The organism is Pigmentiphaga sp. YJ18 (assembly GCF_038066655.1).
GTDB lineage: Bacteria > Pseudomonadota > Gammaproteobacteria > Burkholderiales > Burkholderiaceae_B > Pigmentiphaga.
Genome location: NZ_JBBUKU010000001.1, coordinates 2,761,244 through 2,783,720 on the forward strand (window position 1 = coordinate 2,761,244; position 22,477 = coordinate 2,783,720).

General features: G+C 62.6%; 28 protein-coding genes and 1 tRNA gene. All 29 read right to left on the reverse strand.

Annotation, left to right across the window (positions count from 1 at the left end):
* Position 1 precedes the first annotated feature (1 nt).
* The 29 genes from WKR98_RS13235 to WKR98_RS13375 all read right to left on the reverse strand — a co-directional run bounded on the left by WKR98_RS13235 (position 2) and on the right by WKR98_RS13375 (position 22,461).
* A complete protein-coding gene (locus tag WKR98_RS13235) occupies positions 2-442 on the reverse strand; it encodes a glycoside hydrolase family protein (RefSeq protein WP_341433540.1) in 441 nt (146 codons plus the stop codon).
* The gene (locus WKR98_RS13240; RefSeq protein ID WP_341433542.1) at positions 439-732 is read right to left on the reverse strand and encodes a hypothetical protein; all 294 of its coding nucleotides are present in this window, start codon (positions 730-732) and stop codon (positions 439-441) included. Before WKR98_RS13240 ends, WKR98_RS13235 begins: the two co-directional genes overlap by 4 nt.
* Entirely contained in the window at positions 732-989 is a 258-nt protein-coding gene (locus tag WKR98_RS13245) for a hypothetical protein (protein WP_341433544.1), read from the reverse strand. Before WKR98_RS13245 ends, WKR98_RS13240 begins: the two co-directional genes overlap by 1 nt.
* 11 nt (positions 990-1,000) lie before the next feature.
* Positions 1,001-2,851: a right-handed parallel beta-helix repeat-containing protein gene (locus tag WKR98_RS13250; protein WP_341433545.1), complete on the reverse strand. Its 1,851-nt coding sequence runs from the start codon at positions 2,849-2,851 to the stop codon at positions 1,001-1,003.
* A gap of 316 nt (positions 2,852-3,167) precedes the next feature.
* Entirely contained in the window at positions 3,168-5,705 is a 2,538-nt protein-coding gene (locus tag WKR98_RS13255; protein WP_341433547.1) for a phage tail tip lysozyme, read from the reverse strand.
* Entirely contained in the window at positions 5,705-7,135 is a 1,431-nt protein-coding gene (locus tag WKR98_RS13260; protein WP_341433549.1) for a hypothetical protein, read from the reverse strand. The genes WKR98_RS13255 and WKR98_RS13260 overlap by 1 nt, the downstream gene beginning before the upstream one ends.
* A complete protein-coding gene (locus tag WKR98_RS13265) occupies positions 7,135-7,941 on the reverse strand; it encodes a tail fiber domain-containing protein (RefSeq protein ID WP_341433551.1) in 807 nt (268 codons plus the stop codon). Before WKR98_RS13265 ends, WKR98_RS13260 begins: the two co-directional genes overlap by 1 nt.
* Before the next feature lie 109 nt (positions 7,942-8,050).
* Positions 8,051-8,467 carry a GNAT family N-acetyltransferase gene (locus WKR98_RS13270; RefSeq protein WP_341433553.1) on the reverse strand — a complete coding sequence of 139 codons (417 nt, stop codon included), beginning with the start codon at positions 8,465-8,467 and terminating at the stop codon, positions 8,051-8,053.
* Positions 8,464-8,769 (reverse strand): hypothetical protein, encoded by a 306-nt coding sequence (locus tag WKR98_RS13275; protein WP_341433555.1) that lies wholly within the window; start codon positions 8,767-8,769, stop codon positions 8,464-8,466. Before WKR98_RS13275 ends, WKR98_RS13270 begins: the two co-directional genes overlap by 4 nt.
* Before the next feature lie 11 nt (positions 8,770-8,780).
* The gene (locus WKR98_RS13280) at positions 8,781-9,116 is read right to left on the reverse strand and encodes a hypothetical protein (RefSeq protein WP_341433557.1); all 336 of its coding nucleotides are present in this window, start codon (positions 9,114-9,116) and stop codon (positions 8,781-8,783) included.
* Between the two features lie 7 nt (positions 9,117-9,123).
* Entirely contained in the window at positions 9,124-9,672 is a 549-nt protein-coding gene (locus WKR98_RS13285) for a hypothetical protein (protein ID WP_341433558.1), read from the reverse strand.
* A complete protein-coding gene (locus WKR98_RS13290) occupies positions 9,672-11,057 on the reverse strand; it encodes a hypothetical protein (protein ID WP_341433560.1) in 1,386 nt (461 codons plus the stop codon). Before WKR98_RS13290 ends, WKR98_RS13285 begins: the two co-directional genes overlap by 1 nt.
* Before the next feature lie 31 nt (positions 11,058-11,088).
* Positions 11,089-11,784, reverse strand: a complete 696-nt coding sequence (locus WKR98_RS13295; RefSeq protein ID WP_341433562.1) for a hypothetical protein — start codon at positions 11,782-11,784, stop codon at positions 11,089-11,091.
* Between the two features lie 51 nt (positions 11,785-11,835).
* Positions 11,836-12,090 (reverse strand): hypothetical protein, encoded by a 255-nt coding sequence (locus WKR98_RS13300; RefSeq protein WP_341433564.1) that lies wholly within the window; start codon positions 12,088-12,090, stop codon positions 11,836-11,838.
* 42 nt (positions 12,091-12,132) lie between these two features.
* On the reverse strand, positions 12,133-13,371 hold the full coding sequence (locus WKR98_RS13305; protein ID WP_341433865.1) for a P22 phage major capsid protein family protein: 1,239 nt from the start codon (positions 13,369-13,371) through the stop codon (positions 12,133-12,135).
* Between the two features lie 153 nt (positions 13,372-13,524).
* Positions 13,525-14,277 carry a hypothetical protein gene (locus WKR98_RS13310; RefSeq protein ID WP_341433565.1) on the reverse strand — a complete coding sequence of 251 codons (753 nt, stop codon included), beginning with the start codon at positions 14,275-14,277 and terminating at the stop codon, positions 13,525-13,527.
* Positions 14,278-14,287: 10 nt separating this feature from the next.
* Positions 14,288-16,459, reverse strand: coding sequence for a portal protein (locus WKR98_RS13315; RefSeq protein WP_341433867.1), 2,172 nt, complete (start codon positions 16,457-16,459; stop codon positions 14,288-14,290).
* Positions 16,460-16,465: 6 nt separating this feature from the next.
* Entirely contained in the window at positions 16,466-17,752 is a 1,287-nt protein-coding gene (locus WKR98_RS13320) for a hypothetical protein (RefSeq protein ID WP_341433567.1), read from the reverse strand.
* 22 nt (positions 17,753-17,774) lie between these two features.
* On the reverse strand, positions 17,775-18,221 hold the full coding sequence (locus tag WKR98_RS13325; protein ID WP_341433568.1) for a terminase small subunit-like protein: 447 nt from the start codon (positions 18,219-18,221) through the stop codon (positions 17,775-17,777).
* Positions 18,191-18,379, reverse strand: a complete 189-nt coding sequence (locus WKR98_RS13330) for a hypothetical protein (protein ID WP_341433571.1) — start codon at positions 18,377-18,379, stop codon at positions 18,191-18,193. The genes WKR98_RS13325 and WKR98_RS13330 overlap by 31 nt, the downstream gene beginning before the upstream one ends.
* Before the next feature lie 426 nt (positions 18,380-18,805).
* Positions 18,806-18,883: transfer RNA gene (locus WKR98_RS13335), tRNA-Arg, on the reverse strand.
* 4 nt (positions 18,884-18,887) lie between these two features.
* Positions 18,888-19,058 carry a hypothetical protein gene (locus tag WKR98_RS13340; RefSeq protein ID WP_341433573.1) on the reverse strand — a complete coding sequence of 57 codons (171 nt, stop codon included), beginning with the start codon at positions 19,056-19,058 and terminating at the stop codon, positions 18,888-18,890.
* 57 nt (positions 19,059-19,115) lie between these two features.
* Positions 19,116-19,457 carry a hypothetical protein gene (locus WKR98_RS13345; RefSeq protein WP_341433575.1) on the reverse strand — a complete coding sequence of 114 codons (342 nt, stop codon included), beginning with the start codon at positions 19,455-19,457 and terminating at the stop codon, positions 19,116-19,118.
* A 9-nt stretch (positions 19,458-19,466) separates the two neighbouring features.
* Positions 19,467-19,667 (reverse strand): hypothetical protein, encoded by a 201-nt coding sequence (locus tag WKR98_RS13350; protein WP_341433577.1) that lies wholly within the window; start codon positions 19,665-19,667, stop codon positions 19,467-19,469.
* Complete coding sequence (locus WKR98_RS13355) at positions 19,664-20,272, reverse strand: RusA family crossover junction endodeoxyribonuclease (RefSeq protein ID WP_341433579.1); 609 nt, start codon at positions 20,270-20,272, stop codon at positions 19,664-19,666. The genes WKR98_RS13350 and WKR98_RS13355 overlap by 4 nt, the downstream gene beginning before the upstream one ends.
* Positions 20,269-20,793: a hypothetical protein gene (locus WKR98_RS13360; protein WP_341433581.1), complete on the reverse strand. Its 525-nt coding sequence runs from the start codon at positions 20,791-20,793 to the stop codon at positions 20,269-20,271. Before WKR98_RS13360 ends, WKR98_RS13355 begins: the two co-directional genes overlap by 4 nt.
* Positions 20,790-21,887 carry a DUF1376 domain-containing protein gene (locus tag WKR98_RS13365; protein WP_341433583.1) on the reverse strand — a complete coding sequence of 366 codons (1,098 nt, stop codon included), beginning with the start codon at positions 21,885-21,887 and terminating at the stop codon, positions 20,790-20,792. Before WKR98_RS13365 ends, WKR98_RS13360 begins: the two co-directional genes overlap by 4 nt.
* On the reverse strand, positions 21,884-22,090 hold the full coding sequence (locus WKR98_RS13370) for a hypothetical protein (protein WP_341433585.1): 207 nt from the start codon (positions 22,088-22,090) through the stop codon (positions 21,884-21,886). Before WKR98_RS13370 ends, WKR98_RS13365 begins: the two co-directional genes overlap by 4 nt.
* Positions 22,090-22,461, reverse strand: a complete 372-nt coding sequence (locus tag WKR98_RS13375; protein WP_341433587.1) for a hypothetical protein — start codon at positions 22,459-22,461, stop codon at positions 22,090-22,092. The genes WKR98_RS13370 and WKR98_RS13375 overlap by 1 nt, the downstream gene beginning before the upstream one ends.
* Positions 22,462-22,477: the final 16 nt, after the last annotated feature.

The following is a 22,477-nucleotide window of genomic DNA, read 5'->3' on the forward strand; positions in this document are numbered from 1 at the left end:
TTCATGTCCCCGATTTGAATTGCCAGGTGCCGGTCAGCATCTGGTCTGCCATTCGTTGCGCCCGCTCAGGTGTCTGCCGAGCCCATAGGCTGTCACGCATGCCGGCCTTGGCGGCGGCATAGTCACCGCGCTGCACGGCCGCCAGGGTGTTCTTGAAGCTCAGCAGGCCGTCTATGCCCATCTGGAAGGCCATGGCGAGCAGCACGCCTTGACGGGCTGGGTCCAGCTTGCGCCACCATGGCAGCCTGCGGTCTAGCTCGGCCTCTCGCCTCGCGATGTCGTTGGCCAGTAGGTAGGCCGACTCGTCGGGCGTGATTCCGCCGCCCTTGCGCTTGTCGATCAAACGTCCAACCCCTACCGTCCAGAAGCCGAGATGGTCCTGGTAGGCGTGCAGGACTTCGCCCTCGTCACCGCGAAGAAGCCGGGTGAGTTCTTCCCTCATGGCTTGTCGTCCTCCTTGTCCACCGGCTTCTTGGGCTTCCTGCCGATCAGCCCTAGGTTGTATTCGACGTTACCCAGGCGGAATTCGATAATGGCAAGCTTGTTTTGCGTCACCATCGATGCCTCGCTGGAGTTCTTGATGGCCTCCGACAATTTGCCAACGTCGGACACGAGTTGATTCAGCGTGAACCACATCTGGATCAAACCCCACCCGACAAAGATCGCGCCTCCGATAAGCCAGGAAAGCGGTATACGTGGGTCGATCAGACGGAACCGCTCTTGCCGGTCCATCAGCAATCCGCTGCCCCGGAGAACTCGGGCAATGATTTCAAGTACGCGTATGCTTGTTGATACGGGTTGGAGCCGCCGAGGTCGAATGGACACCGGAAGTATTTTTCCGCAAAGAAAGGCAGCCCTTCACGTCTGACATAGGAACGCAACGTGAACTGCATCAAGTCTTTCCCCTCCATTGCGGGTGCCTCAACGCGATGGTACGCGTCTAACGCCTCAAACCCTTGCGCCGTGGAAACGGTCTTCATCAACGCCATGCCAATTCTCCCTATGAAGAAATACCACCGTACGACTTCCAGGTTCCAGGGGAACCCCCAACCGTACATACCCACCCGACCACTCCGCCTGCCGCGGGGGAAGTGTTCTCTACCTTGTCCCCCGCTATATAAACTCCGCCCGTCGTTGGGGCGGCTGTCCCTTGAAATGTTCTCAGGCGCCCACGTTGCGCCACCGGCATTGCACCATTGACGGAAATGGTAGGAGTCGAGTTAATTAGCATCGCAACGCCGCCGCCCGGGATAGCGTTGCCACTCATATTTACAACTGGAGTCGCACTATTGCCGTTGTATAAAGCTTTGGGGTATCCGTTGCCGTTTTTCAGGGTATTGTTCCGTACGGAGTACGTCGTTGAGGAGGTGTCATTGACATTAATTGCCCCCACATTCGACGCGTTCGTTACGTTATAGCCGTCAAAAACATTGCTCTCGACGCTAACAACACCAGAGCATGAGGTCAATTGAAGTGCATTGGTCCCCATGTCGACAAACTTGTTCCGGAGAATGGTCGGGTTTGGGCATCCGTTGAACTCAACTCGATGAGTTGCTAGGGAATAATTTCGGTTGATAACCGTGTTGTCGGTGAATGCAACGGCGACAGGCGCGGCCCCACCAGCGGAAGTAATTCGAACGGGCAGCAAGCCAGTGTTTCCATCAACTGTATTCCCAACAAAAGAAATATTGGGAATTGCCGTGGCTGGCGTGCATTCAAGCGCCCGCTGGCCGCCCCCAATAACTGTGTTATTAGACACAATGACGGGGCCGTTCTCGGTTGCAGTTCCATTCACGTTGATAGAGGCCGCGTCGTTCGCAAATCCAGGGGAATACCTTACGGTATTGTCCCGCACGAGCGCCATTCGATTAGATGGGATGTAACCACTGGAGTGCGACGCGTACACCCCTAGCGATATTCCATAAGAAACCGGATCAACAATCGTATTGTTGTATGCCTCAATATCTTCGTATTGCCCGAGGAAAATCCCACCATGCGGGGCTCCCAAAATCTTGTTGTCATGGACACGGGCGTTTTTTGTGGCCTGCCCGGGTTTCATGGCTGCTGGATCAGTGGCAATACCCAGCGGGTTGATGCCGCAGTTGATAAATATATTTTCGTATATCTCGCAACCGTCAGACGTGACTTTGGGGAAGTGCTCAAATCCGAAAACACCAACGTCACGGAAGGTGTTTCCCCTAACCGTGATGTTGTTGCAAGCCGTGGCTGTGCCGCCGATTGTGTCCTCGTAGATGCCAAGTCCATAGAAGGTAGCGCCCTGGAATGAGCATTGCTCAACGGACACATTGCTGTAATTCATGATGTCCAGGCAATTTTGCGAAATATCGGTACGGGTGCAGACGAAATTTATCCCCTGTACCGTCAACCCGCTTCCGTTCCTGAACACAAAGGGCCTCGCCCCCGTCAGCCCACCGAACTTGAATATCGTTCTATCACCAACGAAGGTGATTTCCCCAGGTGCCGCATTCACGTCGAACCGCGTCGGCGACTCAAATAGATAGGTCTTGGCTTGGCAGCGGACGTTTTGCACTACACCCGACGCCAGCGCAGTGGCCAGGCGATCAAATGCCGCGTCATCAGGGGTGACTCCATCACCCGCTGCACCATAGTCCTCGGGGCTTACCCATTCCCGCATTTTCTCCAAGGCCTGCCGCAGCACGGCTCCCGTGCCCACCTGCTGGAACCCAACGAGTTGCGCACCCGGGGAGCTCTCCAGTTCACCCTGGAAGGTCTCCAGATTCTGCTGAACGCCCTCCGCTACTTGTGTCGCCGCGAACGAGGTGTCGGTGACGTACCGGTCCCACACCAAGTTGCCGAACTGGTCGTACACCACTTGCCGATACGCCCCCGTTCCCCAGATCGTTGCGCCGCCCCGGGCGTTCAGGACGACGGGATTGGGGTTCAGGATGGTCTGTTCGACATCCTGATAGGTGTTTTTGGGCGTCGTAGTATTCGGAACGTAGAAGTGAACCTTGCCACTGACGATCGGTCGTCCATTGTTGTCCCAGAAGTACTGGACTCCGTTTGGTAGTAAAGTGCTCCTGTCAATCTCCTACTGAGCGCGCGGCATGGAAAAGTGGCTCGTTTTGCCCTGCATATACTGGGCGATCTGCTTCATAAAAGGTCTTATCGAGGGCTGGCGTGGATCATCTGTTGGTCCCGCCACCGAGACGCAGCAGGCTGGCGCTTCCCCCGGCATTGATGGATGGGTACAGGAGCCGCTGCAAAGGCGTGATTTGGCGGAATGGAGCAGCCGCACGGGGTGCACTTTGGAGCGCCGCGAGCCCAGCATTCGAGTTCAGTAGCATATGCGTCAAAGACGCCTGCACCGCATCGTTCTGACTCGATAACATCCCTCCGGCCAGCTTCCCCGCAGCGCCACCAGCCACGCCGCCAGCAATCGCACCCGTCGGACCGCCGAGCATATAGCCCAAACCACTACCGACAGCACTTCCTACGCCCCCTGCAGGCACTTTCCCTGCCAAGGCGGCCAACCGGCCTGGAAGCATGGCTTCCATCATGTTCTGCGTGACAAGATTCTGTGCCGTGTTCGAACCAAGAGAGCGTCCAAGATTGATGTTCTGGGAGCGCAGGAGATCGTCTCGGATTGCCTTAAGGGACGCCAGTTGCGTGGTATCCACGGATTTAGCCGCCTTCGCCCCCGGCTTGACGATATCCTTCTCTAGCGATCGAATTGCGCCCTGAATCTTTGAAAGCGTAATGTTGCCGTTTTGGTCCGTGAGATTGAGTCCCTGCAAGTACCTCATCGCCTCAATCGGCTTGCTTGCGGAGGCGTAGGCTTGTAGATACTGGTCGAAGCCAGGCGCCGCCGCCGTAATGGCCTTGTCCAGTTCGTCGCGGACCTGCAGCAGCTCGCGTGCGGCTTGAAGCCCTGCTGGCTTGCTGGCGGCCATCTTCGCATCAAGCAGGTCTCCGATTTCTTTGCGGACGGAGTGATAAAGAACGTTGGGATCTGCTTCAATGTTTCCCTTAGCATCGACAAGCTTCCGGCGGATGTCCCCCAGGGTTGAGGTGACTGCGGTCCGCTTGCCGGAGGGGCCGGCCAATATGCTGTCGATCACTCCGACGACCGGCGCGGCATTCGCCGGCCCAGCGTTTTTGAACACTCCGGCCAACTTGGCCCCGGCAGCCAGATCGCGAGCCGCCTCTGCGGCTGCGATATCGCTCGACACCCCCGCAGCGCGCCCCAGCTCGTTGAGGCGCGCGCTGGCATTTGCTTGCTCGCGAGCAACGAATGGCGATGGGTTGATGTCGCGCATCGATCTTTGAAGGGTTGCGATTCCTGGGTTGCCTGTAGCCTCGGCGAGCGTTGGAATGGATCCTGAGACGATCTGGGAGCTATTCGCGGTTGGCGCGCCGCCTTCTGCCGCGCGAGCCAGGACGCCTGCCGCGATGCGTTGCTGCCCCTTCTGCGTGAATGGATCGACAACGCTATGCGCTAGAGTCCCGAGATATCCGCCCCCAGCAGATAGGGCAGCCCCCACTGGGATCGAAGCCGCGCCGATAAGCGCGCCCCCCCGAATGTTCCGTCGCTGGCCTTCTTGGTAATCTCCCTCCGTTACCGGAATCGCACTACCATAAGCGGCACTTTGCAAGCCGCTGCCGGCAGACGCCCCTAGCAGATTGGCCAGCCGCGGGGCGTTTGGAAGAACGCGTGCTGCCAATTGGGCGCCCTGCGTCAGCGGCGCAGCGGCCGCCGCCGGGCCGGCGACAAACATTGGCGCAACCGCTCCCGTCAAACGGCCAATGCCGGCCGTAGCAGAGCCCGGCGTGGCGGTCTGGTACTCAGACTCCCGTCGCGCGATTTCGGCGTCTCTGGCGCCCAGGATTGAAGCAAGAGACGCCTTGTCGTACCCGAGATCCGCCAGGATCTTGGCGCCCGTGTGGACGGATTCTTGACCCACCCCGGCCGGCAGGTCAGTCAAGCCTTGATAGGCGCCGCGGACAAAGTTCTTCGTCGCACGCCCCAGCCCCTCGATCGCGGCAATTGCTGGGTTCTTCTCCGGCGCCGGCGTCGTGCCGCCCATCTCCAGTACCAGCGCGCCGTCCTCCGCGCGCGATTGGGTGGTCCCGCCGGGTTGGTTCAGCATCTGCCATACGGGATCTGCCGCAAGCCGCTCGGACACCTCACGCCCACCACCGGCGGCCGGTTGCTCGTTCAGCATTTGCCAAAGCGGGTCGGACGCCAATTTGTCGTTCATGGGCGCAGCCTCGGCAGAAGGAAAGATGGCGGCGGCCGCGCGCTCCACCCAGGAATCACGCTTGGCCATGGCTGGGACGCCGGGGCGCAGAAATTGTTCGGTGAACAGGCGACCGGCTGCCTTCGGGTCATCGGTTCCTCGTATGGAGTCCAGCACCGTACCTTCCGGCGTGTTGGTCAACTCGTGCACCAGGAACTGATAGTTCGCTTCGGGGTCCTTCACGTCCAGGCCGAAATGCTTGGCGAACGCCTCGAATTGCTGGCGGCGCGGTCCGGTCCACTGCGCCCAGCCGAAGCCGCCACGCGATCCGGGAACAACCGGCTGACGCTCGTTGATGGCCTGCAATCCCGCGCTCTCGTAGCCCAGGGCGCCGACGATGCCGGCGGCCTGCTGGGGAGTGATACCCAGGTCCTGGGATAGGCGTGCAGCCACCTGAGGCGCGAGCGCTTCGAACTGGGCCATCAGAACGCCCCCACCTCGGACATCTTGCGATACGCATCCATCAGGGATTTGCGTTTCTCCGGCTTGAGCGAGGCGATATAGGACCGCTGCTGCTCAGGCGGCAGGTTGCGCAGTTCCATGACGTCCGGGTTGAAGGCGTTCGACCAGCGGCGCTCGAATTCGGGCAGCTTGGCCATGTTGCCGCCGTGTTGCTCCACCCACGTCTGTGCCGCGTTGTTCTTGGCGATGACGCCGGTCTGGAGGGCCTTGACGTACTGGATGGCGTCGCGCAGGGCGCCAGGGTTCATGTTTTGCGGGTCGGGTTGACCCTGCGTGAAGGTGGACAGGCGTGCGTCCGAGCCCGAATACCCGGCGGCCGAGGCAGCCTGCGCGCCAGCATTGGCCAGATACTTCTTGAGGGACTGGAAGTTCTGGACCGCGCCGCCCTCGTCCTGGAGGCCGAGCGATTGCAGGATGGTCGGCAAAACCAATTTGGCATTTGCCGCGACGCCCGAAGTGCCTGCGCCCGCCAGCGCCTCCAGGGCACGGTCGTAGCCGTTGATCGCCGTGGGCGCATTGTTGGCAGACTCGACCAGCGAGTTATACCGATCCGCCGCGGCGGCGGCGATCTTCTCCTGCCCCAGCACTGGCGCTGTGGGGAGGAATCCATTAGGAGCGCCCCCGGGTTGTCCCTGACCACCAGCAGGCGCGCCGGCCCCTCCCACGGTTGCGCCAAGCGGTACGGTGCCTTGCTGGCCATCGACGAACACGGGGACGCGCGTTGCCGCTTCGCCCGGGGAAAGGGTTTTGGGCACAACTGCCGCGGTCGAGATCTGGCCGGTGATGGGATCCCGGTTCGTCAGCAATTGCGCGCCGCCTGTGTCGACAGCGCCGCCCTGGGGCAGCAACCCGATCTGCTCCTGCGTCCGCTGAAGGCCGATCCAGTGTTGACGCAGCCAGGGCTGCAGCTCTTTGGAGTCGGAAGGAATCTGCGTCGCGTATTGCTGCGCCTGCTCGGGGGTCATCATGCCGAGCTGGACGCCGTTCGCCAACGTGCGGATAACGTCCTGAGGTGTGGCGCGCTCGCCCATGTTCACCAGCGAGCCAAGCTGGCCGCCGAAGAAGCTGAGTTGCTTTTGGGCAATGTCTAGCTTCTTCGCCCGAGCGTCCAGTTGGGAGTTCGATAGTTGCTGGAACTTACTCAGGTATTCCGGAATATTGTAGGCGCCCGGACCTTGCGACATCAGTTCTGTGAACTTTGCAACGTCGATTTCGCCGGTTTGGGGATTCCAGGATTGTTTGGCCGCCTCGGATGCTGCGCGGTTCGCCGCGAACTGCTGGTCCAGCGCCCGCTGCTGCAGCAGGTTGCCCTGCAAGCCAATCAGGCCCTGCACGCCGCTGGCGAGGCGTGAGTAGTCCGGTAGTCGGATCTGGGAAGCGTAATCGACCATCAGTGCACCTTCGAGTAGTCGACGTATTTCACGCCGTTGACCTCGACAATGGCGTCAGGGTCGACTTGCTCGACTTCTTGCGCCATGACTCCGATATGCAATTGCGGGTCGCCCTTGTAGCGATAGCGGTACAGCGTGTGGCCACGCTTCGTCGTACCGATGGGCTCGATGTCTTCCTTCGCGCGCGCATCGGACAGCCCGATCATCGGCAGGCCCTTCGTCAGGATCGAGTAGATGCCAGCACTGGACAGCCCGAGATTCCCCAGATTCCCCAGCGTGCTCGCGTTCGCGTTCGCCGCGCCAATGAGGCCCGAGCCCTGCGCGGCCGCGCCTTGCTGGGCCAGGTTGCCGATGTTGGAGGCTGTCTGCATGCCGGCATTGCCCACGCCGGCGGCAGCGTTCTGGCCGAGACCCGCGAGCCCGGAGAAGCGGTTGAACTGGTCCGAGGCCAGTCCATAGTTCGCCTGGAACTGCTGCAGCGCGCGGTTGTACTGGTCGCCGTAGGTCTGATTCGCCAGTCCGGTGGCGAAGTTCAGCAGCCCCTTGCTTTGGGCACCCGAGAGGCCCATACCCTGGGCCGATGCCTGGTTATTCAACGCCTTGAGGCCCTGTTGCAGCGTGAACTGGTAGCCGGGCGTCTGTTCGAGCTGCGAGGCATCGAACTGGAAGGGCGTTGTCAGGTACGACGACATGGCGTTCGAGTTGCCGACGCCAGGGCCGGCGCCCAGCATGCCAAGCAGTCCCTGGAGACCCTGACCGCCAGCCTGCATGTAGGGCTGCAGATTCTCCTGGAGACGGTTGAACATCTCCATCTGCTTATCGATGCCGTACCGCGTGGCTTCAGCAGAAAGGTTGCCCGCTTCTAGGGCGGCATCGGCTTGGTCGCCGGTACCGAGTATGTCTCCAACGATATCCCTAGCAAGCTCCCATAAATATCAACGCATGAGGCCGTCCATTTCGGATCAGGGCCGCGGAAATGCGCCCCTCCTCGATGAAACCACATGAGCGCGCCAGACGCAGTGCGGCCCGATTCCATTCGGCGATCGGCGCGGCAAACTTCTTGGCTCCCCGGCGTCGCATCTCGGCGATGCATTCCATCACCCAGGGTTGCACGTTCGTAGTACCTTTCAGCATGGCGACATGGATTTCGTACATTGTCCGCGTGCAATTCTTGAACATCGCAAACCCGCGCCCCTGATGCGCGAAGCACACTGCGCGGGGGCTGCATATGTAGCTTTCAGGCGAAACCCCATCCTCCGCCACCCAGTGCCATACGCGCGGGTCGCGCATGACGCGAGTGACGAATTCGGGGCTCGCCTGGACCAGCATCACGTTAGGATCCCCGCATTGCGCAGAGCGGTCTGCAAGGCGTTGATCTTGGCGGCCAGCGTGGCAACGGCATTCGCAGCAGTGGCGTTGTCGGTCACCGCGGCGATTGTGTTGCCGCCCGACGTGCCACCGCTGTTATCCGTCAGATTCGGAACGCTGGCGCCCTTTTTGACGACTCCGGCAGTCCCGGTGGTGGCCGGCGTCGCATTGGCGCTCGCGTACGCTGCCACCTCCTTGACCGAGGTGGTAGCTTGCCCCGTTCCGCCGTGGCTGATGTAAAGCTGTTCATTGCCGTTGAGTGCCATGCTGGCCTCCTTTAGGTGTTGGGCAGGTACTCTGCGCCGCTGATGGTCAGGTTCGCGCCGTTGCCATCGGCATAGATCTGCGCCCCGGCTTCCAGCTTGTGGTTGATGGCTTGCCAGGGGGTCGAAACACCGCCGGCGGGGACGTTGCATAGCGCAACACGGTACTTCGCGTCGAACGCCTCGCCGGAGGGCACCACATAGATCGCAACAGTGATGGGCGCCCCCGTGGCGTTGGTGGCGCTGGCTGCTTGAATCGTGGCTTGGGTTGCCGCTGGCGCCGTGTATACGCTGGCCGCCGTTCCGGTCAGCGTGGCGCCCTTGACGAGTTCTTTCCAGTTGGTTGCCATGATTTCCTCATAGTCCGTCGAGTTTGGCTTTATCCGCGGCGCTCATGAAGCCGGCGGATGTTGGCGTGGCCAGAGCGTGGAGATCCGAATCGTCGTGGATGCCGTGAACCCATATTTCGGGCGGCAGTACGAGCGGCGATTGACGCACTGGTGACTCCGGCGCCAGAGACTCTCCCCGGGCCTGCGCCGGCGATTCGTTGATAGGCTCGCTCCCGGGCACTTGGATCTGAATCGGCACCAGCGACTCGCACCGTTGCAGCGCTTCGGCCGCCATGCATCCGATGACGCCCGTTGCCGCCACCTGCGCAACGTCTGTCGGCATTTGCCCCTCATCGAGTGCGGCCTGGATCTGTGCCAGCGCATTGCCGTATTGCTGCCCCTCGACAGCTGCCTGCAGGTCAAGAATCAATTTGCGCAGCGCGTCGGCGTCCTCTCCGTCTGCGCCCCCGGTCCGGTTCCATAGAGTCAGGAAGAACCGCCACCAGACCTCGGCGAAGCGGCCGCCGGGCGCCAAGGCGGCCGATTGAGGAAGAGGAATATCGCTCCGGGTATCCATCACTGGTTCGCCGATTTATATTGCACGAACGCGCCGTTCAGTGCGGTGTTGACGGGGGCCGACCAGGACAGCTCAAACACACGATCGCGGGCCATGCCCAGGCGCTGGAATTGGATCGATTTCAGGTAGTCGCCCTCAACCCCGAAAGAGGCTCGGATGGGGTTGCCCCATGTGCGTCCAGCAGTGTCGGACCAACGTAGGAAGACGGGCACTTCCTGATTCTCCGCGCCGGTCCCGACCTGAAACGCCGCAATGAACTCCCGGTACATCACACGGCTAGAGTCGTCGTCCACCATGTGCGGGAAGGAGCGAATGCGCGCCACCGGTCCACCGTCGTCAGTCATGGCCAGCGGGTCCAGGCGGTACAGGTTGCCATTTTCCCAGTCACCAACGATGGGTTGCCCATAGGCGAAGGCGAAGCATCCCGCGCGGTGGCGCTTGAACGCGCCATCTGCGTCCAGCCACAACCATTCATGCCACTGGTTTGTGCTCAGGTCGAACACCCAGGTTTTGTTGGCCGTCGGGAACGTCAGCACGTACCAGAAGTGGCCGTCGATCTGCATCGTGAATGCCTGTGCGTCGTCCACGCGGGGATAGCTCTGGATTTCGTTCTCGATCGCGTGTGTTGAGATCCGGGCGGCCGCATAATCCTCCGTGCGCACGATGATGCACTTGCCTTGCGGCGACTGCGACAACCAGTACACCGAGCCGTCCATCTGCGCGACGGAGAATGGAGCGATGCAGCCGTGCTGGATGAATGCGCCCGGCATGCGGGCATACGGGAAGAGGTCTCCGCCAGCGTTGTACCAAACCTCGGTGGTCAATGTTCCCAGCAGGAACAGGTATCGTTTGGTAATTGCGAGCGTGACGAGCTTGTCGCTGAATCCCACCTTGCTGGCGAAATCGGTCGCATCGAACTCGGTCTGGAACGCCAGCGAGATGTAGAACTGCGTGGTCCCCGGGCGCGGCAGCACGAAGAACCCGTCCGAATACTGCACCGTGTTGCCGCCGTAGAACGAATCCTGGGTGATGGGCGCGAACAGGTTGTCGTCCAGGCCGATGGTGTAGCCGGCCGACGTATTGTCCACGAGCACGATGGACGTTCCGTTGTCGACCATGGAGCACGGGCCAGACGACGAATTGATGATGCCGAGCTCAGTCAGCGTCCCGTCCTCCGCAATGGCATAGACGCCAGCGCCGCAGACGCCATAAAGCGTTCCGTTGGACGCGGTGTAGAGGCATCGCCACCCTGCGCGCGCGGATTGCGCCAGCCGCACCATCCCCGGAGTGGGATAGTGCGTCGTGGGGAACGTCGAATCTTTCGGATTCAGCTCCATGTAGAGGTTCACGCACCGCTGCGCGCTGGCGATGATGCTCTTCGCCATGTAAGCGCCGGTGGTGAGTGCAACCTTAGCCCTAGCCCGCGCTCCCGATGTAGTAATCGCCGTAGATGTTGTACGAGCCGCCGCGCCCCTGGAGGCTGCCAGGCATTTGCAGGCGAGGTATCTGGGCGTTCGCCTCTTCGATGATGCGCATCGAGGCCTCCGCTTTCTTCGCTACGATCTCGTTCACCGGCAACCCGTAGAAGGGGTAAAGCTCGAGCGCCAGATTCCACATCAGCGCTGCCTTGTACTCCGGCGGCAGCGTGATCTCTTCGTCCATGCCGGCGAACTGCTGCAACTGCTGCATGACCGTAATGTGGATCTCGTACTGATTGTTCGGGACCGGCCAGGGGAAGAGATTGCCCAGCGGATTGGCGGCATCGTAGAAGATGAACTGCGGGAACGCATTGAGCGTTTTCAGACCGATGCGGTTGTAGTCCTCGCGCGCGCGCAGGATCGTGAACGGATAATCCACCGGCAACAGTTGATTGAACTGCTGGCGGAAAAACGCCGATTCCAGCTTGGAGGGCCGTGGGATATCGAAGTCGCCGCCCGGGCCAACCGTGTACGAGATCTGACCCGTGGCGACCTTCGATGCCGTCACGAGTTCGTACACCATGTAGCGGCGCCGCTGCCATTGCGCCATCATCATGTTCAGGAGGTTGAACGAGTCGTTCATGTCCTCGGCGTCCGCCGTCTGGCCGACACCCAGCACGTTGGCCGTTTTCAAGGCCAACTCGATGATGTCGCTTGGGGTGGTAGGCAGCGGAACAGACCTGGCCTACCCCTGCGCTGCGGCGATCTTCTCGCGCAGCTTATCCAGGCCGGTGGCCGGGTGCACCTTCAGGCCCAGTTCCTTGGCCCGCGCCAGCAGCACATCGCGCTCGGGATCGGGGGCATCGTCTTCTTTCTTGCCCTCGGTCACGATCGCCTCTTCTTCGGCATTCTCGACCAGGATCTGAGAGCCGTCAGCCAGGGTCACCCACTTGGGGAACTCCTGGAACACGTACGGTGCGGTGAAATCTCGGTGGTTCATGGGATCTCCCGGGGAGGGAGGGCCGAAGCCCTCCCCGTTGACTTAGACCACGTCGGCGACGACGCAGGCCCATTCGGGCCGGATGGCCGCATAGCCGTACAGAATGTCCATACGGGTGATCAGCGCGTCGTTCATGATGTCGTAGGCCTCGATCATGCGCAGGCTGACGCCGTCGAACTCCGCGCGAGCCGCCTGAACCACGCCGGCGGTGGGCATTTCCAGGTCGGCGGTGGCCAGCGTGAATGCCTCCGGGTAGAACGCGAGGTTCTGGCGATACTGCGACCCGGCAGCGGCCACCAGGCTGATCTGCGCGCTGTTGCCTGGCGATGCCGTGACGGTGTTGTACGCCGCGGGGGCGGGCACGATGGCGGGGTAGATCGGAATGGAGGTCGCCCCGGATGCCACATTGGCTGTTACGACGAACTGCCGCAACTCGCCCTGGCTTTCGCCGGTCAGGCGGTTGATGGCATTCACGCCGGCGATCGTGATGATGTCGCCCTTGTTCAGGGTGCCGGTGATGGCATTGACCACCAGGGTGTTGCCCGTCTGCCCGGCGCCATTGACCGTTCCCGCGGAGAAAGTGCCCACCGTGTGGATCTTGGTCGTCTGGTCGTACATCCAGTCGAAGCCCAGCGTGTCCTTGGTGATGAGGCCGGTTTCGTACTGACCCGAGATCTTCTGCTGCGGGTTGAACAGGCCGGCCAGAGTGCCGACGGTGCGGGCCTGGGTACGCGGATCCAGGATGATCATCCGGTCCATGCGCGGCGCCAGGTTGAAATCGATGGCCGCGCCGGCATCGAGCCACGTGCCGGGCACCGGACTCGCCATATTGCCGCCACTGGTGTTGAACACGAGGTTGGCGGACGAATCGGCCACGTTCATCAGGTCGCCGGCCACCGCAGCCGCCAGACGGTTGACCGCCGGCGCCAAGATGCGCTCGGAGAAGTCGTCCAGGGACATCGTTTTCTCGGCAGTGCCGAACGATACGGGGACGTGCTTCTGGGTGGCCACGGTGAGCGTGGTGTTCTGCTCGTTCGTGCCCTGGGGCGTGATCGCCGGGCCGGTACCGACTAGGTAATCGTTGGGCAGGCGGATGCGCAGCGTATTGCCGATCTTGGCGCCGGTGCGTGCGAATTGGTCGTCGTATTGACGCGACACGGTCCGCAGGAAAGCGTTCGTCTGCGTGAACAGACGCACCGCCTCGTTGGTGATCATGTCAATGGTGAGAAGCGAATTGGCCCTGATAGCCTCCGTTGAGCAAAGGGAGAGAAAGCGCGGGATTGCGCTTGCTGTCTCTGCCCTCGGGAGACTGATTCCGGGCCAACCGACGATTTGTACTGCCGGGCTCGCCTACACCCTTTGCCCCTTGCGGGTTACCACCCATGCCGTGCGGCACGTGCGGCAAATGTAGGCCTCAAACCCGGGCTTTTGCAACTACTTGCGCCGCGCGGTCTGATTGCGCCATGCAATCCAGGCTTTCGGATCGGCCTTCGGGTCTGGCTCAGCACCCTCCGCGCGGCCGGTTCCTTCGATCGGGGCAATGGGGGCCGGCGCCGAAGAAATTGCCTTGGTGTACGCCTGGACCGCTTTGGGGGCCAGTTTGGCCATCTCGATGGCCATCTGCACCGGTGGCAGCCCCGAAATGCGCATGGCTTCTTCGATATTGACGGCATCCCCCAGGAACCGGACCACCTTTTCGGGGTTGGGCATGCTCGTCAGCGCCTCCAGGAACTCCGGCGAGCCGATTCCGGCGATTTGGAGGTTCTGGATGGAGCGGTCGAACTCGCCGCCGAACTCCTTGCGGCCGGCTTCCTCGATGGAGGCAATCCGCTTCGCCATGGAGCGCTGATTGACGATTGTTTCCGCCTCCTGGAGGGCCATCGTGCGCGCCAGTTCTACCACATTGGGGTGAACCTGGGTCTGCTGCTGAGTCTGACCCTCCTGTTGTTGCTGGGGAGGGGCCGCCAATCTCTGCTCCAGTTCGGCGGCGCGGCGTTCGGCTGCTGCGGCTCGTTCGTCGGCCGCCTTCTTGGCCGCGGTCAGCTCGCCAAAGCGGCGAATCGCCCATTCGGGCGGGTCGGCCCGAGGTTTTTCGGTTGGGGTGGACGTTTCGGTGGGCGTCGTCGCGCCCTCGGCGCCAGGTTGCTGCTGAGTGGCAGCCGGTTGTTCCACGGCAGTTTCGCTCATGTGTTCCTCTTCAGGGTTGGCCTACTGGTTTGCCCAGGTCGGTGACGACCAGGCCGGTTGCGTATGCCTCGGCGCCGGACAGGCCCGGAACGTTCTCGCCGTCGGCAAGGGATGGCATATCCAGGGCGTCGCTTGTGCTTTGCGCTCCGACGGCTGCCAGCAGTTCGGGCGGAATGGCAGCGATCAATTTGGCCATCCGGTCGGTTTCGGCCTTGAACGCCTCGATGGTGGACTTGCGTTCGTTCTCCATGCGCAGCGCCAGATGATTCAGCGCGTCGGTATCGACCTGCTGCTTGGCGATCTTCAGTTCCTCGGTGCGGTCCTGGAGCGCCTGTTGCAGTTGCTGAATGATCTGGGCCGCCTGTTCGAGCTGGCCCATCAGTTGTTTCTCGGACGCGGTGGCGCCATCGCCACGCACCTCGGGCGGGATCCAGTTGCGAATTCGCTCGGCTATGGCATCGGACATTGGGAAATCGCCCATCTTGGCGAACAGGTCGCCGATGACCTGCGCGAGCTGCGGCACGCCGGTGATCAGCTCCTTCATCGCGTGGAATGCCTCTTCGCGGCGCGTGTCGAAATTTGGGCCGGCCTTGGCCACCACGTCGTACGTGCCCACCGCCGGGTTGAAGATTGAACGAATGACGTTGTTCTCGGCGTCGCGCTCCTGCTGGAGGGCTTGCCGTGCCTGCGGATCCACTTGGATCTGCGATTCTTGGCCATCCTCCCCCATGATCCGGATGACGCGCCGCGTGTCGTAGATTTTGGGAATCAGGTCGATCAACTGCTTGCCGGTGAACCGCAGCGCATTGGCTAGGTTGTCGAGGTAGTGGAACGTCGCGCGCTCGCCTTGGTCCTTGCGATTGTCCAGCGCCACGCCGGACAATTCTTGCGTCTGCTTGCCGAACGTGGCCTCGTACTGACCGCTGGCCATCATCATTTCGATGGCGGCAGCTTGCATGCCCGCGGTGAACGCCTCGGCCGCCTGGGGGGGCTGCGGCCGCTCGGGCTTCGGGATGGGGTTGCCGTTCTCGTCCATCCCGTTGTAGGCCAGGTATGCATGGTTCTCGCGGTTCGCGGTGGCCCAATAGTTCTCCAGCCCCTCGAACGCCTCCAGCGGGCCCACCCAGGGGGTCTTGGTCTGCAATGCGCCGAACTCTACCTGCGCCGACGTGTTGTAGTTGTACATGCGCTGCGGGTCTTTCATGTACCGCACCAGACCCTTGCGATCCATCTTGCCGTCAATGACGATCTCTTCGCCCACCACGCGGATGACGGGGATCCATTTGCCGGCCCAGGTATTGCGCTCCAGGACCTGATTGCCCGCGATCAGGTACCAGCGGATAGTGCGCTTGTCGACGCGGCGCCGGCGCACCTCTTCGCCGCTGGTGGCCAGTTCCTTGAGCAGGTCGCGCTCCAGGGGGGACAGTTCAGACTCGCGTTTGAATGCAAACCCGCCGCCCTCGTTCGGAATGGCGTACATCCATTCCTTGCCTTCCTCGACCTCGTAGTATTCGGCGATGCGCACCGAATCCTTGGTCAGCCAACCGGACTCGGTCACGTTCATGCCGACCAGCGAGGGCGCAACGTTGGGGTATTTCTCCTCGAACTGCGAGCGTGGCATGTCGTCGTAGATGATGCAGAACGTCGCGTCCGACCCGTCCTTGCGCTTGACCGGCGACATGTAGACCGCCAGCGGGTCCGGCACCGGCCGGATGAATATCTCCTGGTCGAACCCGTTGTCGTCGGCGTAGTCCGTGACGATGCGCCAGTAGCCTATACCGCCGCCCACCTGGCACTCGCAGGCGTTCATGTAGGCGGTCTGTGCGTCAGAGGCATACTCGATGTGCCGGATGACGTTCTCGAACACCATGGCGGCCTCGTACGTCGCCTCGGAGCCCGTCGGATGGACGTGCAGTCCCGGCCGGTTCGCCTTGGCCTGGTTGACCACGTGCAGCCAGTGCGTGTGCGTCTTGTTGACGGTCAGCATGGGCTGGCCTTCCAGTTGACGCCGCGCGCGCACCGCGGGCAACCACTGTTCCTGGTTGTCGCTGTCGGCGAACAGGAACTTCATGTCGTCGGTGTAGAGCTGTCGTGCGGTGCGCTCCCACACGACGGCCTTGTCGAAGTTGCGATGGGCTCGTGCGACGACGTCCTGATCTGCTTTGGTTTGACGGGGCCTGATTCTCTCCTACATCCAGTAGCCGCCGGCGCTGCGCGAGGCGGGAGCAACGACGCGGCGCGCGGGTTTTACTTCCGCACGCTGCTTGGGTTCTTTGAGGGCAATGGCCATGTAGCCGAATGCATCGGCGGCGTGGGAGGCCCAGTCGTGCAGCGGTTCCTTGCTGAATTGCTTGGTGTCTTCGTCTACCGAATAGCGGTAGTTCCTGAGGGCATCCAGGCCCGTTTCGCACCGACGTTCATCGAACCATACGAGCGGCAACATAAGCCGAGCGGCCTCGATCCTGGTATCCACCGAGGTCTTGGTGACTGTGCGCGTCTTGAACCCCGCAGCACGCAATTGCTGAGCTACGGTGCGCTCGGCCGCCAGCAGTTCGTTGTTGGCATCATGCGGGAGCCAGCAATCGCCATACACGTACCGTTTGGCCTGTAGTTCGACGATGTATTCACCGATGTGCTTCCCGACACCTTCCAGGTAGTCGATGACCCGATATTCGAAAGGGGCGAGTTGGGCAAACCAGACGGCCGTCTTGTCGGCGCGCCCCAGATCCCAGAACAGGTGCACGGGTTTGGACGGATCGTAGGGGACTGCTCGAATACGCTGAGCCGCTTCACGCAGTTCCTTGGCATACACCGCGCCCATGACGGGCGTCTCGAACGAGCACATGAACTCCTGTTCGAAATAGGCAGTCCCTAGCGCCTCCCCGTAGTCCTTGATGTAGTCGGCCAGCAACCCGTCCAGCTGCTCATCGCTCAAGATACCTGTATCGCGCGCCGTCAGGACCTGGGCAAACGCTCGGGGATCTTCCTTGGCCGCCTGCAGGGTGCGATATGCGTGGTTCTTGCCGCGCGGCGTGGTGTTGAAGATCTGCCAGCCGCCATTCTCAGCCAGGATAGGGCGAAGGTACGCCTTCGCGGCGGGGTTCGACAGCGCCCATTCCGAATACACGAGCCCGATAGGCGGCGAGCCTACCAGCGAGTTGAAGTTATCCGAGCCAACAACCTGGAACGTCGAACCGCTCGCGAATTCGATGTACATTTCCTGGTCGTTCTTGCGCCGCCGGATGCTGGCGGGGAACGCCTCATCAATCCGCTTCAACCCAGTGCGCGGGTTGACGGCGTTCCATATCGCCTTCTTGGCCTGGGCCGCCAAGGGGAGCATGTACCAGTAGGTACCGACGCGCTCGAACGCCGCCACGGCAGTCCAGTGCAGCCCCAGGTCATCCTTGCCGGAGCGGCGATGCCATACCAACTCGGCGTGCCTGCCCCCGTTCTCCAGGTAGGTCCACGCAGGCATTTGGTACGCACGTGGCGTCCAGTTATTCGGAAGATTGATCGCTGCCCTGACCGAACCTCACGATGTTGACATGCAGGGGGCCGCCGCCTTCGCCGGTATGTTCTTGGACCATACGATCGCTGAACCGCTTGGGATCACGGGCCTTGGCCAGCCACCGCAGGTGATGGGCGCGAGCTTCGGCCTTGCGCAACTGGAACTGATCCTTCGCATTTCGGATGTCCTCATCGGCCGCTTCGGCCAGCGCGTCGGCGGATGCAGTGCGGGCCATGTCGATTCGGGCCTTGCGGTCGGGGCTGGCAGCAGCCCAGCGGGTCAGTTGGCTTCGATGCACCCCCTTGCTGGCTGCGATGGCCGCCATCGTCTCGCCACCCTCGATCCGGTCGCAGATCTCGTCCAGTGCGCCGGGATAGTCGAATGCGCCGGTGCCGGACCCGTCCGTCAGATTCGCCGGCCGTTTACGAGCAGCCATGGGGTAGCCCTCATCCTCCGCGCCCGCATCTGGATATGCTGGCAGGTCGCTTCCAGTCGACGGCGTTCAACCTCGCGGGCAAGCAGGTCAGTCAGGCGCTCATTGCCCAACTTGTCGCGCAGCTCAGCGCGACGCTTGACGGTGTCGGCGTAGGTCATAGAGATCTCCTATCTGCTGAACTCGAATCGCGGAGATGTTGAACGACCGCCGTAGGCGGCGGCATGCCAAGCAGAAAATGTCCCACCGTTGCCACACCACCCTGAAGCGAAAAGCATCCCTCTCAGATGCCACCCTCGCCGCATTTCATCATCCATGACGTCGTAGTAGCTACCGAACCACGGAAGCAATGCCAGCCAGAAGTGGTAAGACATCCCTAGGCCACGCTGTCGGTCCGTTCGAATTGCCACAAAAGGGCGAATGCGTAAGATCATGCGATGATTCCTTCGTGATGCCCATATCCGGCTGCGCATCTTCGCGCTATAGGCTGCGGTTCTCATCTCGTCAGGTCCGCCGATGCGAGCGGTAGAGAAGTTCCGCCGACTTTCCCCTCGGCGGCGTCGCCTGACACAACGGGGTGGGGCAAATGGTTGCGGCGGTTGGATTCGAACCAACGACCTCCTGCGTAGGGGGCAGGCGCGCTACCAGGCTGCGCTACGCCGCCGTGGGTCACTTGATGCCGTTGCCGCCCACGCGAGGTACGCCATTCAGCCGAACCGGCTCGGCCTTGGGTCCGGGGGGCGGCGTCATCTTCATGCTCTTGGCCGGGGCGGTACGGCAACGCTCGGCATAGCCGGCGCCGGTGGACGCGCTGCCGCCTTTCAGTTCCTTGCTGGACATGGTCTGCTCCTGTTTCACGTGAGGGAGGGTTGACACGGGCGAATGTAGGTATCGAACCTAGCGTTTTGCAAGCGTGAGCGGTTCAGACAGGCGTTCGAGCATGCGCCGCCACGTCGGATCAGCCAGCGGGTTCCACTCGGGGCGTCCCATCAGATTCAGGGTGCGAGGCGCAGCCCCTTCTGGGCGGTTTGAGTAGTCGAGCAGGTACTGCACGGGGTCGCGTCCGGGCGGTTGACCAGTGACTTCCTCGACCAGCTCTACCAGTCGGTCCATGGTCACATTGCACGGGACAGCCAGCCCACGCCGGCGCAACTTGGCAGCGGCCGCGGCACGCACCTGGCCGCACCGACGGCGTTCGGCCCAGGTCATCCCGGGATTGATGGCTGTGGCAATGGTCATGGCTACCTCCTACTTGTCGTGCGATGAATTCCAGGGCATCCCTGCCTTCCCCGCCAGCGGCGTCATGGGCGGCTGCGCAGCGCGTGCGCGGTCGAGCGCCACCTGCATGGCGCGGTCGTAGATCAGCGGCCGGGCGTCCAGCCTGGGCTCGCGCGCCGGCGTGGGCTTGGCGTTGGGAGAGATGACGGAATGGCCACGGCGCTTGGTCATAGCAGGGATCCTTGCGGTTTAACGGTCACCAGCGGCGTGATGCGAACCGCCACGCGCGCGCCGCCGTCATCGGGCTGCATGCGCTCGCTGGTCATGCGGCGCACCCACTTGTCGTCATCGAGCGCGATGCCCTTGAGGGCGTCGAGCAGGACCTTGTTGGCGTTATCGAGGTCCAGGCAGCGCACGGTGTCATCCCATGTGAACGGGTCCCGCGCATACCGTTTTGCCCAGTCCTGGGGGCGCGCTGGCCACAGGCGAATGTCGATCTGCACGCGGCCGGAGATCGGCTTGCTAATGCCGGCTGCCTGGGCCAGCTTGGCCACCTGGCGCTTGTAGGCGTTGGCTTCGTTCGACCGACCGACCGCGATACGGTTGCCGAGGTGGAACGACGTCCAGTACCGGTTCGCGCTGATCGGGTACGGCAGGACCAGGGTGATGGAGCGCGGCGTGTCGTCCACTTCGGCGCCACCTTGCCCGCCTGCATCCACGCGGATTTCCGGGCGGGTGCGGGCGACTTCAGCACCAGCCAGCTCAGACTCGTCTGGGTCGGAAAACGCGCGCGCGGGCGCGAGGTGTTGCGTGTGATCGGCGGACAACTGGGTCATGCATGCACCTCGACGTCATCGGAAACGAACGCCGCCACGCTGGCGGTGCTCGGGAACAGGTTGCCCACGGTCCGAGGCTCGGCCTCGCCGGTGCGGGTTTCGTCCTGCTGGGGCTCTGGTACCGCGTCCACGCACTCGGCGATGAGGGTGTTCTGGAGCCGTTCCACCCACAGGGCGAGATAGTCGCGCTCGTCGCGCTGCACCTGGATGCCGTAGACGGCGTGAACGCGCGTGACGATGCGTGGGGCGAGATCCTCGCGGCCGATCTTGCGCATGGCCTCAGCCGCGCCGATGTGGCGGGTTTTCGCCCAGTCGTACGGGCCGATGGCGGCGGTCCGGGCGATGGCGTTGAGGATGGCCTTGCGCAGGTTGAGGCGGTTCGTGATCTTCTGCCACGCGCCGGCGGACTGCGCCAGGCCGTGGTACATGCACACCCAGTCGGCGCCGGTCTTGCGCGATGCCGCGGCCGGGCAGCCGTAGGCGCTGCACGCGTATCCCGAGGTTTCGGTGGTGTCGGTCATGCTGCCTCCTTGCCGCGCTTGTCGATGGCGGCCTGCACGCGGCCTTTGAAATCGGACATGGATTCACCGGGCCGAGGCTCGATGCCGTACTCGCGACCCTTGGCGATGACCAGGGCATCCGAGGACCACCAGGGCGGCCCCTTGGGTTGCGGCTTTCCGCCTGTGGCGGCATCGGGCTCCGGGTCGGCCAGGATGGACTCGAGGTACCCGGCGTTGATCGGCTGGGTGCTCTTGGCGCTGGCGCGCCGCTCCTGTGCGGTCTCGAGGGCGGACAGCAGCTTGGCGTCGCTGTAGCCGCGCTTTGCCCACTCGCGTACCCTGGGGTCGCTACCCTGGAGGGCGGCGCCACGCTTGCGCAGCAGTCCTGCGATCTCGATGGTTCGGGACTGGAGGGCTTCCTCAGCCGAGTCGGGCGGCGGCGACTCCCCCGACCCGGTGCCACCCTGATCCGAGGTGTCGCCGCCGTTGGTTTGGTTTTTATATTCTCCCTGTCCCTGTCCCTGTCCCTGTCCCTGTCCCTTAAGAGCGTTTTCCGCCGGAATTCCGGCGCCACTACCTGCGGAATCAGCATTTCTTCCGCCGGAAGATTCATCTTTTCCGCCGGAATAATTCGGATCTCCGGCGGAAACCGCGCCCCAATCCTTCGGCATTCCGGCGGAAAACCACTGGTCGAAGCTCGGAATGCCTTCCTTCGGCACTCCCTTTTTCCGCAGGCGTTCCAGCAACTTGCGGTGCGCGTGGGCATGCTTGGCGGCCCAGGATTCGTTCGCTTTCTCGGCCACCACGGGGTGGTAGAGGCGGCCATCGCTGCATTTGATCCAGCCGCGCAGCGCGCCCGCCTTGTGCTTTTCCCATTCGCCCACGGCGCGGCCGAAGCCGGCCAGGGACGCCAGGGTCTTGTCATCGTCTGGGAGGCTCGCGGCCGGGATCTGGTGCCAAGCGGCGCACCACAGCAGCACGGCGCATCGGAACTCCTCGCCGGTCACCTGGATGGCCAGGTCGCTATCGCGCAGGCGCACGACGTCCAGGGGCATGAAGGCAAAATCGCGCAGCTCGCAATCGGGCGGCGTGAGGGGCACGGGTAGATCGCTCAATCCCCACCCCCATACGCAAACTCCCGCCGAATCGCATGAAACCGTTCCGCCGCATCCGGGTTCGTATCCAGCTCGGCCCGGCTCTGGATGCCACACCGCCGGCACAGCGCATCGCGGGCGCCCTGTTCGGTGTCGGCGCCCAGATAGGCGCGGAAGGCGGGGTTCTGGCCCATCTTGACGGCCGTAAAGGATGTTCGTGCCATTACGCGGCCCTCCCCAGCACGCGGCGCAGCGCGGCGACTTCTTCGCGCAGCTCCCGGTTTTCTTTCTCGACCTCGGTTTCCCGTTGCCGCAGCGAGTTCAGGTCATAGCCGCGGGCGTGCAGCATCCACAGCAGCGGCGCGTCGTTCCCGCAGGCGTCCATGAGATCCACGAATCGGTCCCACTTGATGCCCTCTTGCCCGGACTGCCAGCGCGAGAACTGGCCCTTGTCCACGCCCAGACGCATCTGGAGTTCCTTGTCCAGGTCGTAGCCCGCGGCCTTGGCGCACAGGGCAATCGCACCCCCGAGCGTCTTCTCGCGCGCAACCTCCTGCGGGGTCACGATGGCCGGTAATGCCAGCTGGGTACTCATCTCGTCACAACCCTGT

Excerpts from the sequence above, each read along its gene's own strand:
- WKR98_RS13235 (WP_341433540.1), bottom strand. The coding sequence starts at position 442 with ATGAGGGAAGAACTCACCCGGCTTCTTCGCGGTGACGAGGGCGAAGTC.
- WKR98_RS13240 (WP_341433542.1), bottom strand. The coding sequence starts at position 732 with ATGGACCGGCAAGAGCGGTTCCGTCTGATCGACCCACGTATACCGCTT.
- WKR98_RS13245 (WP_341433544.1), bottom strand. The coding sequence starts at position 989 with ATGGCGTTGATGAAGACCGTTTCCACGGCGCAAGGGTTTGAGGCGTTA.
- WKR98_RS13255 (WP_341433547.1), bottom strand. The coding sequence starts at position 5,705 with ATGGCCCAGTTCGAAGCGCTCGCGCCTCAGGTGGCTGCACGCCTATCC.
- WKR98_RS13260 (WP_341433549.1), bottom strand. The coding sequence starts at position 7,135 with ATGGTCGATTACGCTTCCCAGATCCGACTACCGGACTACTCACGCCTC.
- WKR98_RS13265 (WP_341433551.1), bottom strand. The coding sequence starts at position 7,941 with ATGTTCAACCGTCTCCAGGAGAATCTGCAGCCCTACATGCAGGCTGGC.
- WKR98_RS13275 (WP_341433555.1), bottom strand. The coding sequence starts at position 8,769 with ATGGCACTCAACGGCAATGAACAGCTTTACATCAGCCACGGCGGAACG.
- WKR98_RS13280 (WP_341433557.1), bottom strand. The coding sequence starts at position 9,116 with ATGGCAACCAACTGGAAAGAACTCGTCAAGGGCGCCACGCTGACCGGA.
- WKR98_RS13285 (WP_341433558.1), bottom strand. The coding sequence starts at position 9,672 with ATGGATACCCGGAGCGATATTCCTCTTCCTCAATCGGCCGCCTTGGCG.
- WKR98_RS13290 (WP_341433560.1), bottom strand. The coding sequence starts at position 11,057 with ATGGCGAAGAGCATCATCGCCAGCGCGCAGCGGTGCGTGAACCTCTAC.
- WKR98_RS13300 (WP_341433564.1), bottom strand. The coding sequence starts at position 12,090 with ATGAACCACCGAGATTTCACCGCACCGTACGTGTTCCAGGAGTTCCCC.
- WKR98_RS13310 (WP_341433565.1), bottom strand. The coding sequence starts at position 14,277 with ATGAGCGAAACTGCCGTGGAACAACCGGCTGCCACTCAGCAGCAACCT.
- WKR98_RS13320 (WP_341433567.1), bottom strand. The coding sequence starts at position 17,752 with ATGCCTGCGTGGACCTACCTGGAGAACGGGGGCAGGCACGCCGAGTTG.
- WKR98_RS13325 (WP_341433568.1), bottom strand. The coding sequence starts at position 18,221 with ATGGCTGCTCGTAAACGGCCGGCGAATCTGACGGACGGGTCCGGCACC.
- WKR98_RS13330 (WP_341433571.1), bottom strand. The coding sequence starts at position 18,379 with ATGACCTACGCCGACACCGTCAAGCGTCGCGCTGAGCTGCGCGACAAG.
- WKR98_RS13340 (WP_341433573.1), bottom strand. The coding sequence starts at position 19,058 with ATGTCCAGCAAGGAACTGAAAGGCGGCAGCGCGTCCACCGGCGCCGGC.
- WKR98_RS13345 (WP_341433575.1), bottom strand. The coding sequence starts at position 19,457 with ATGACCATTGCCACAGCCATCAATCCCGGGATGACCTGGGCCGAACGC.
- WKR98_RS13350 (WP_341433577.1), bottom strand. The coding sequence starts at position 19,667 with ATGACCAAGCGCCGTGGCCATTCCGTCATCTCTCCCAACGCCAAGCCC.
- WKR98_RS13355 (WP_341433579.1), bottom strand. The coding sequence starts at position 20,272 with ATGACCCAGTTGTCCGCCGATCACACGCAACACCTCGCGCCCGCGCGC.
- WKR98_RS13360 (WP_341433581.1), bottom strand. The coding sequence starts at position 20,793 with ATGACCGACACCACCGAAACCTCGGGATACGCGTGCAGCGCCTACGGC.
- WKR98_RS13370 (WP_341433585.1), bottom strand. The coding sequence starts at position 22,090 with ATGGCACGAACATCCTTTACGGCCGTCAAGATGGGCCAGAACCCCGCC.
- WKR98_RS13375 (WP_341433587.1), bottom strand. The coding sequence starts at position 22,461 with ATGAGTACCCAGCTGGCATTACCGGCCATCGTGACCCCGCAGGAGGTT.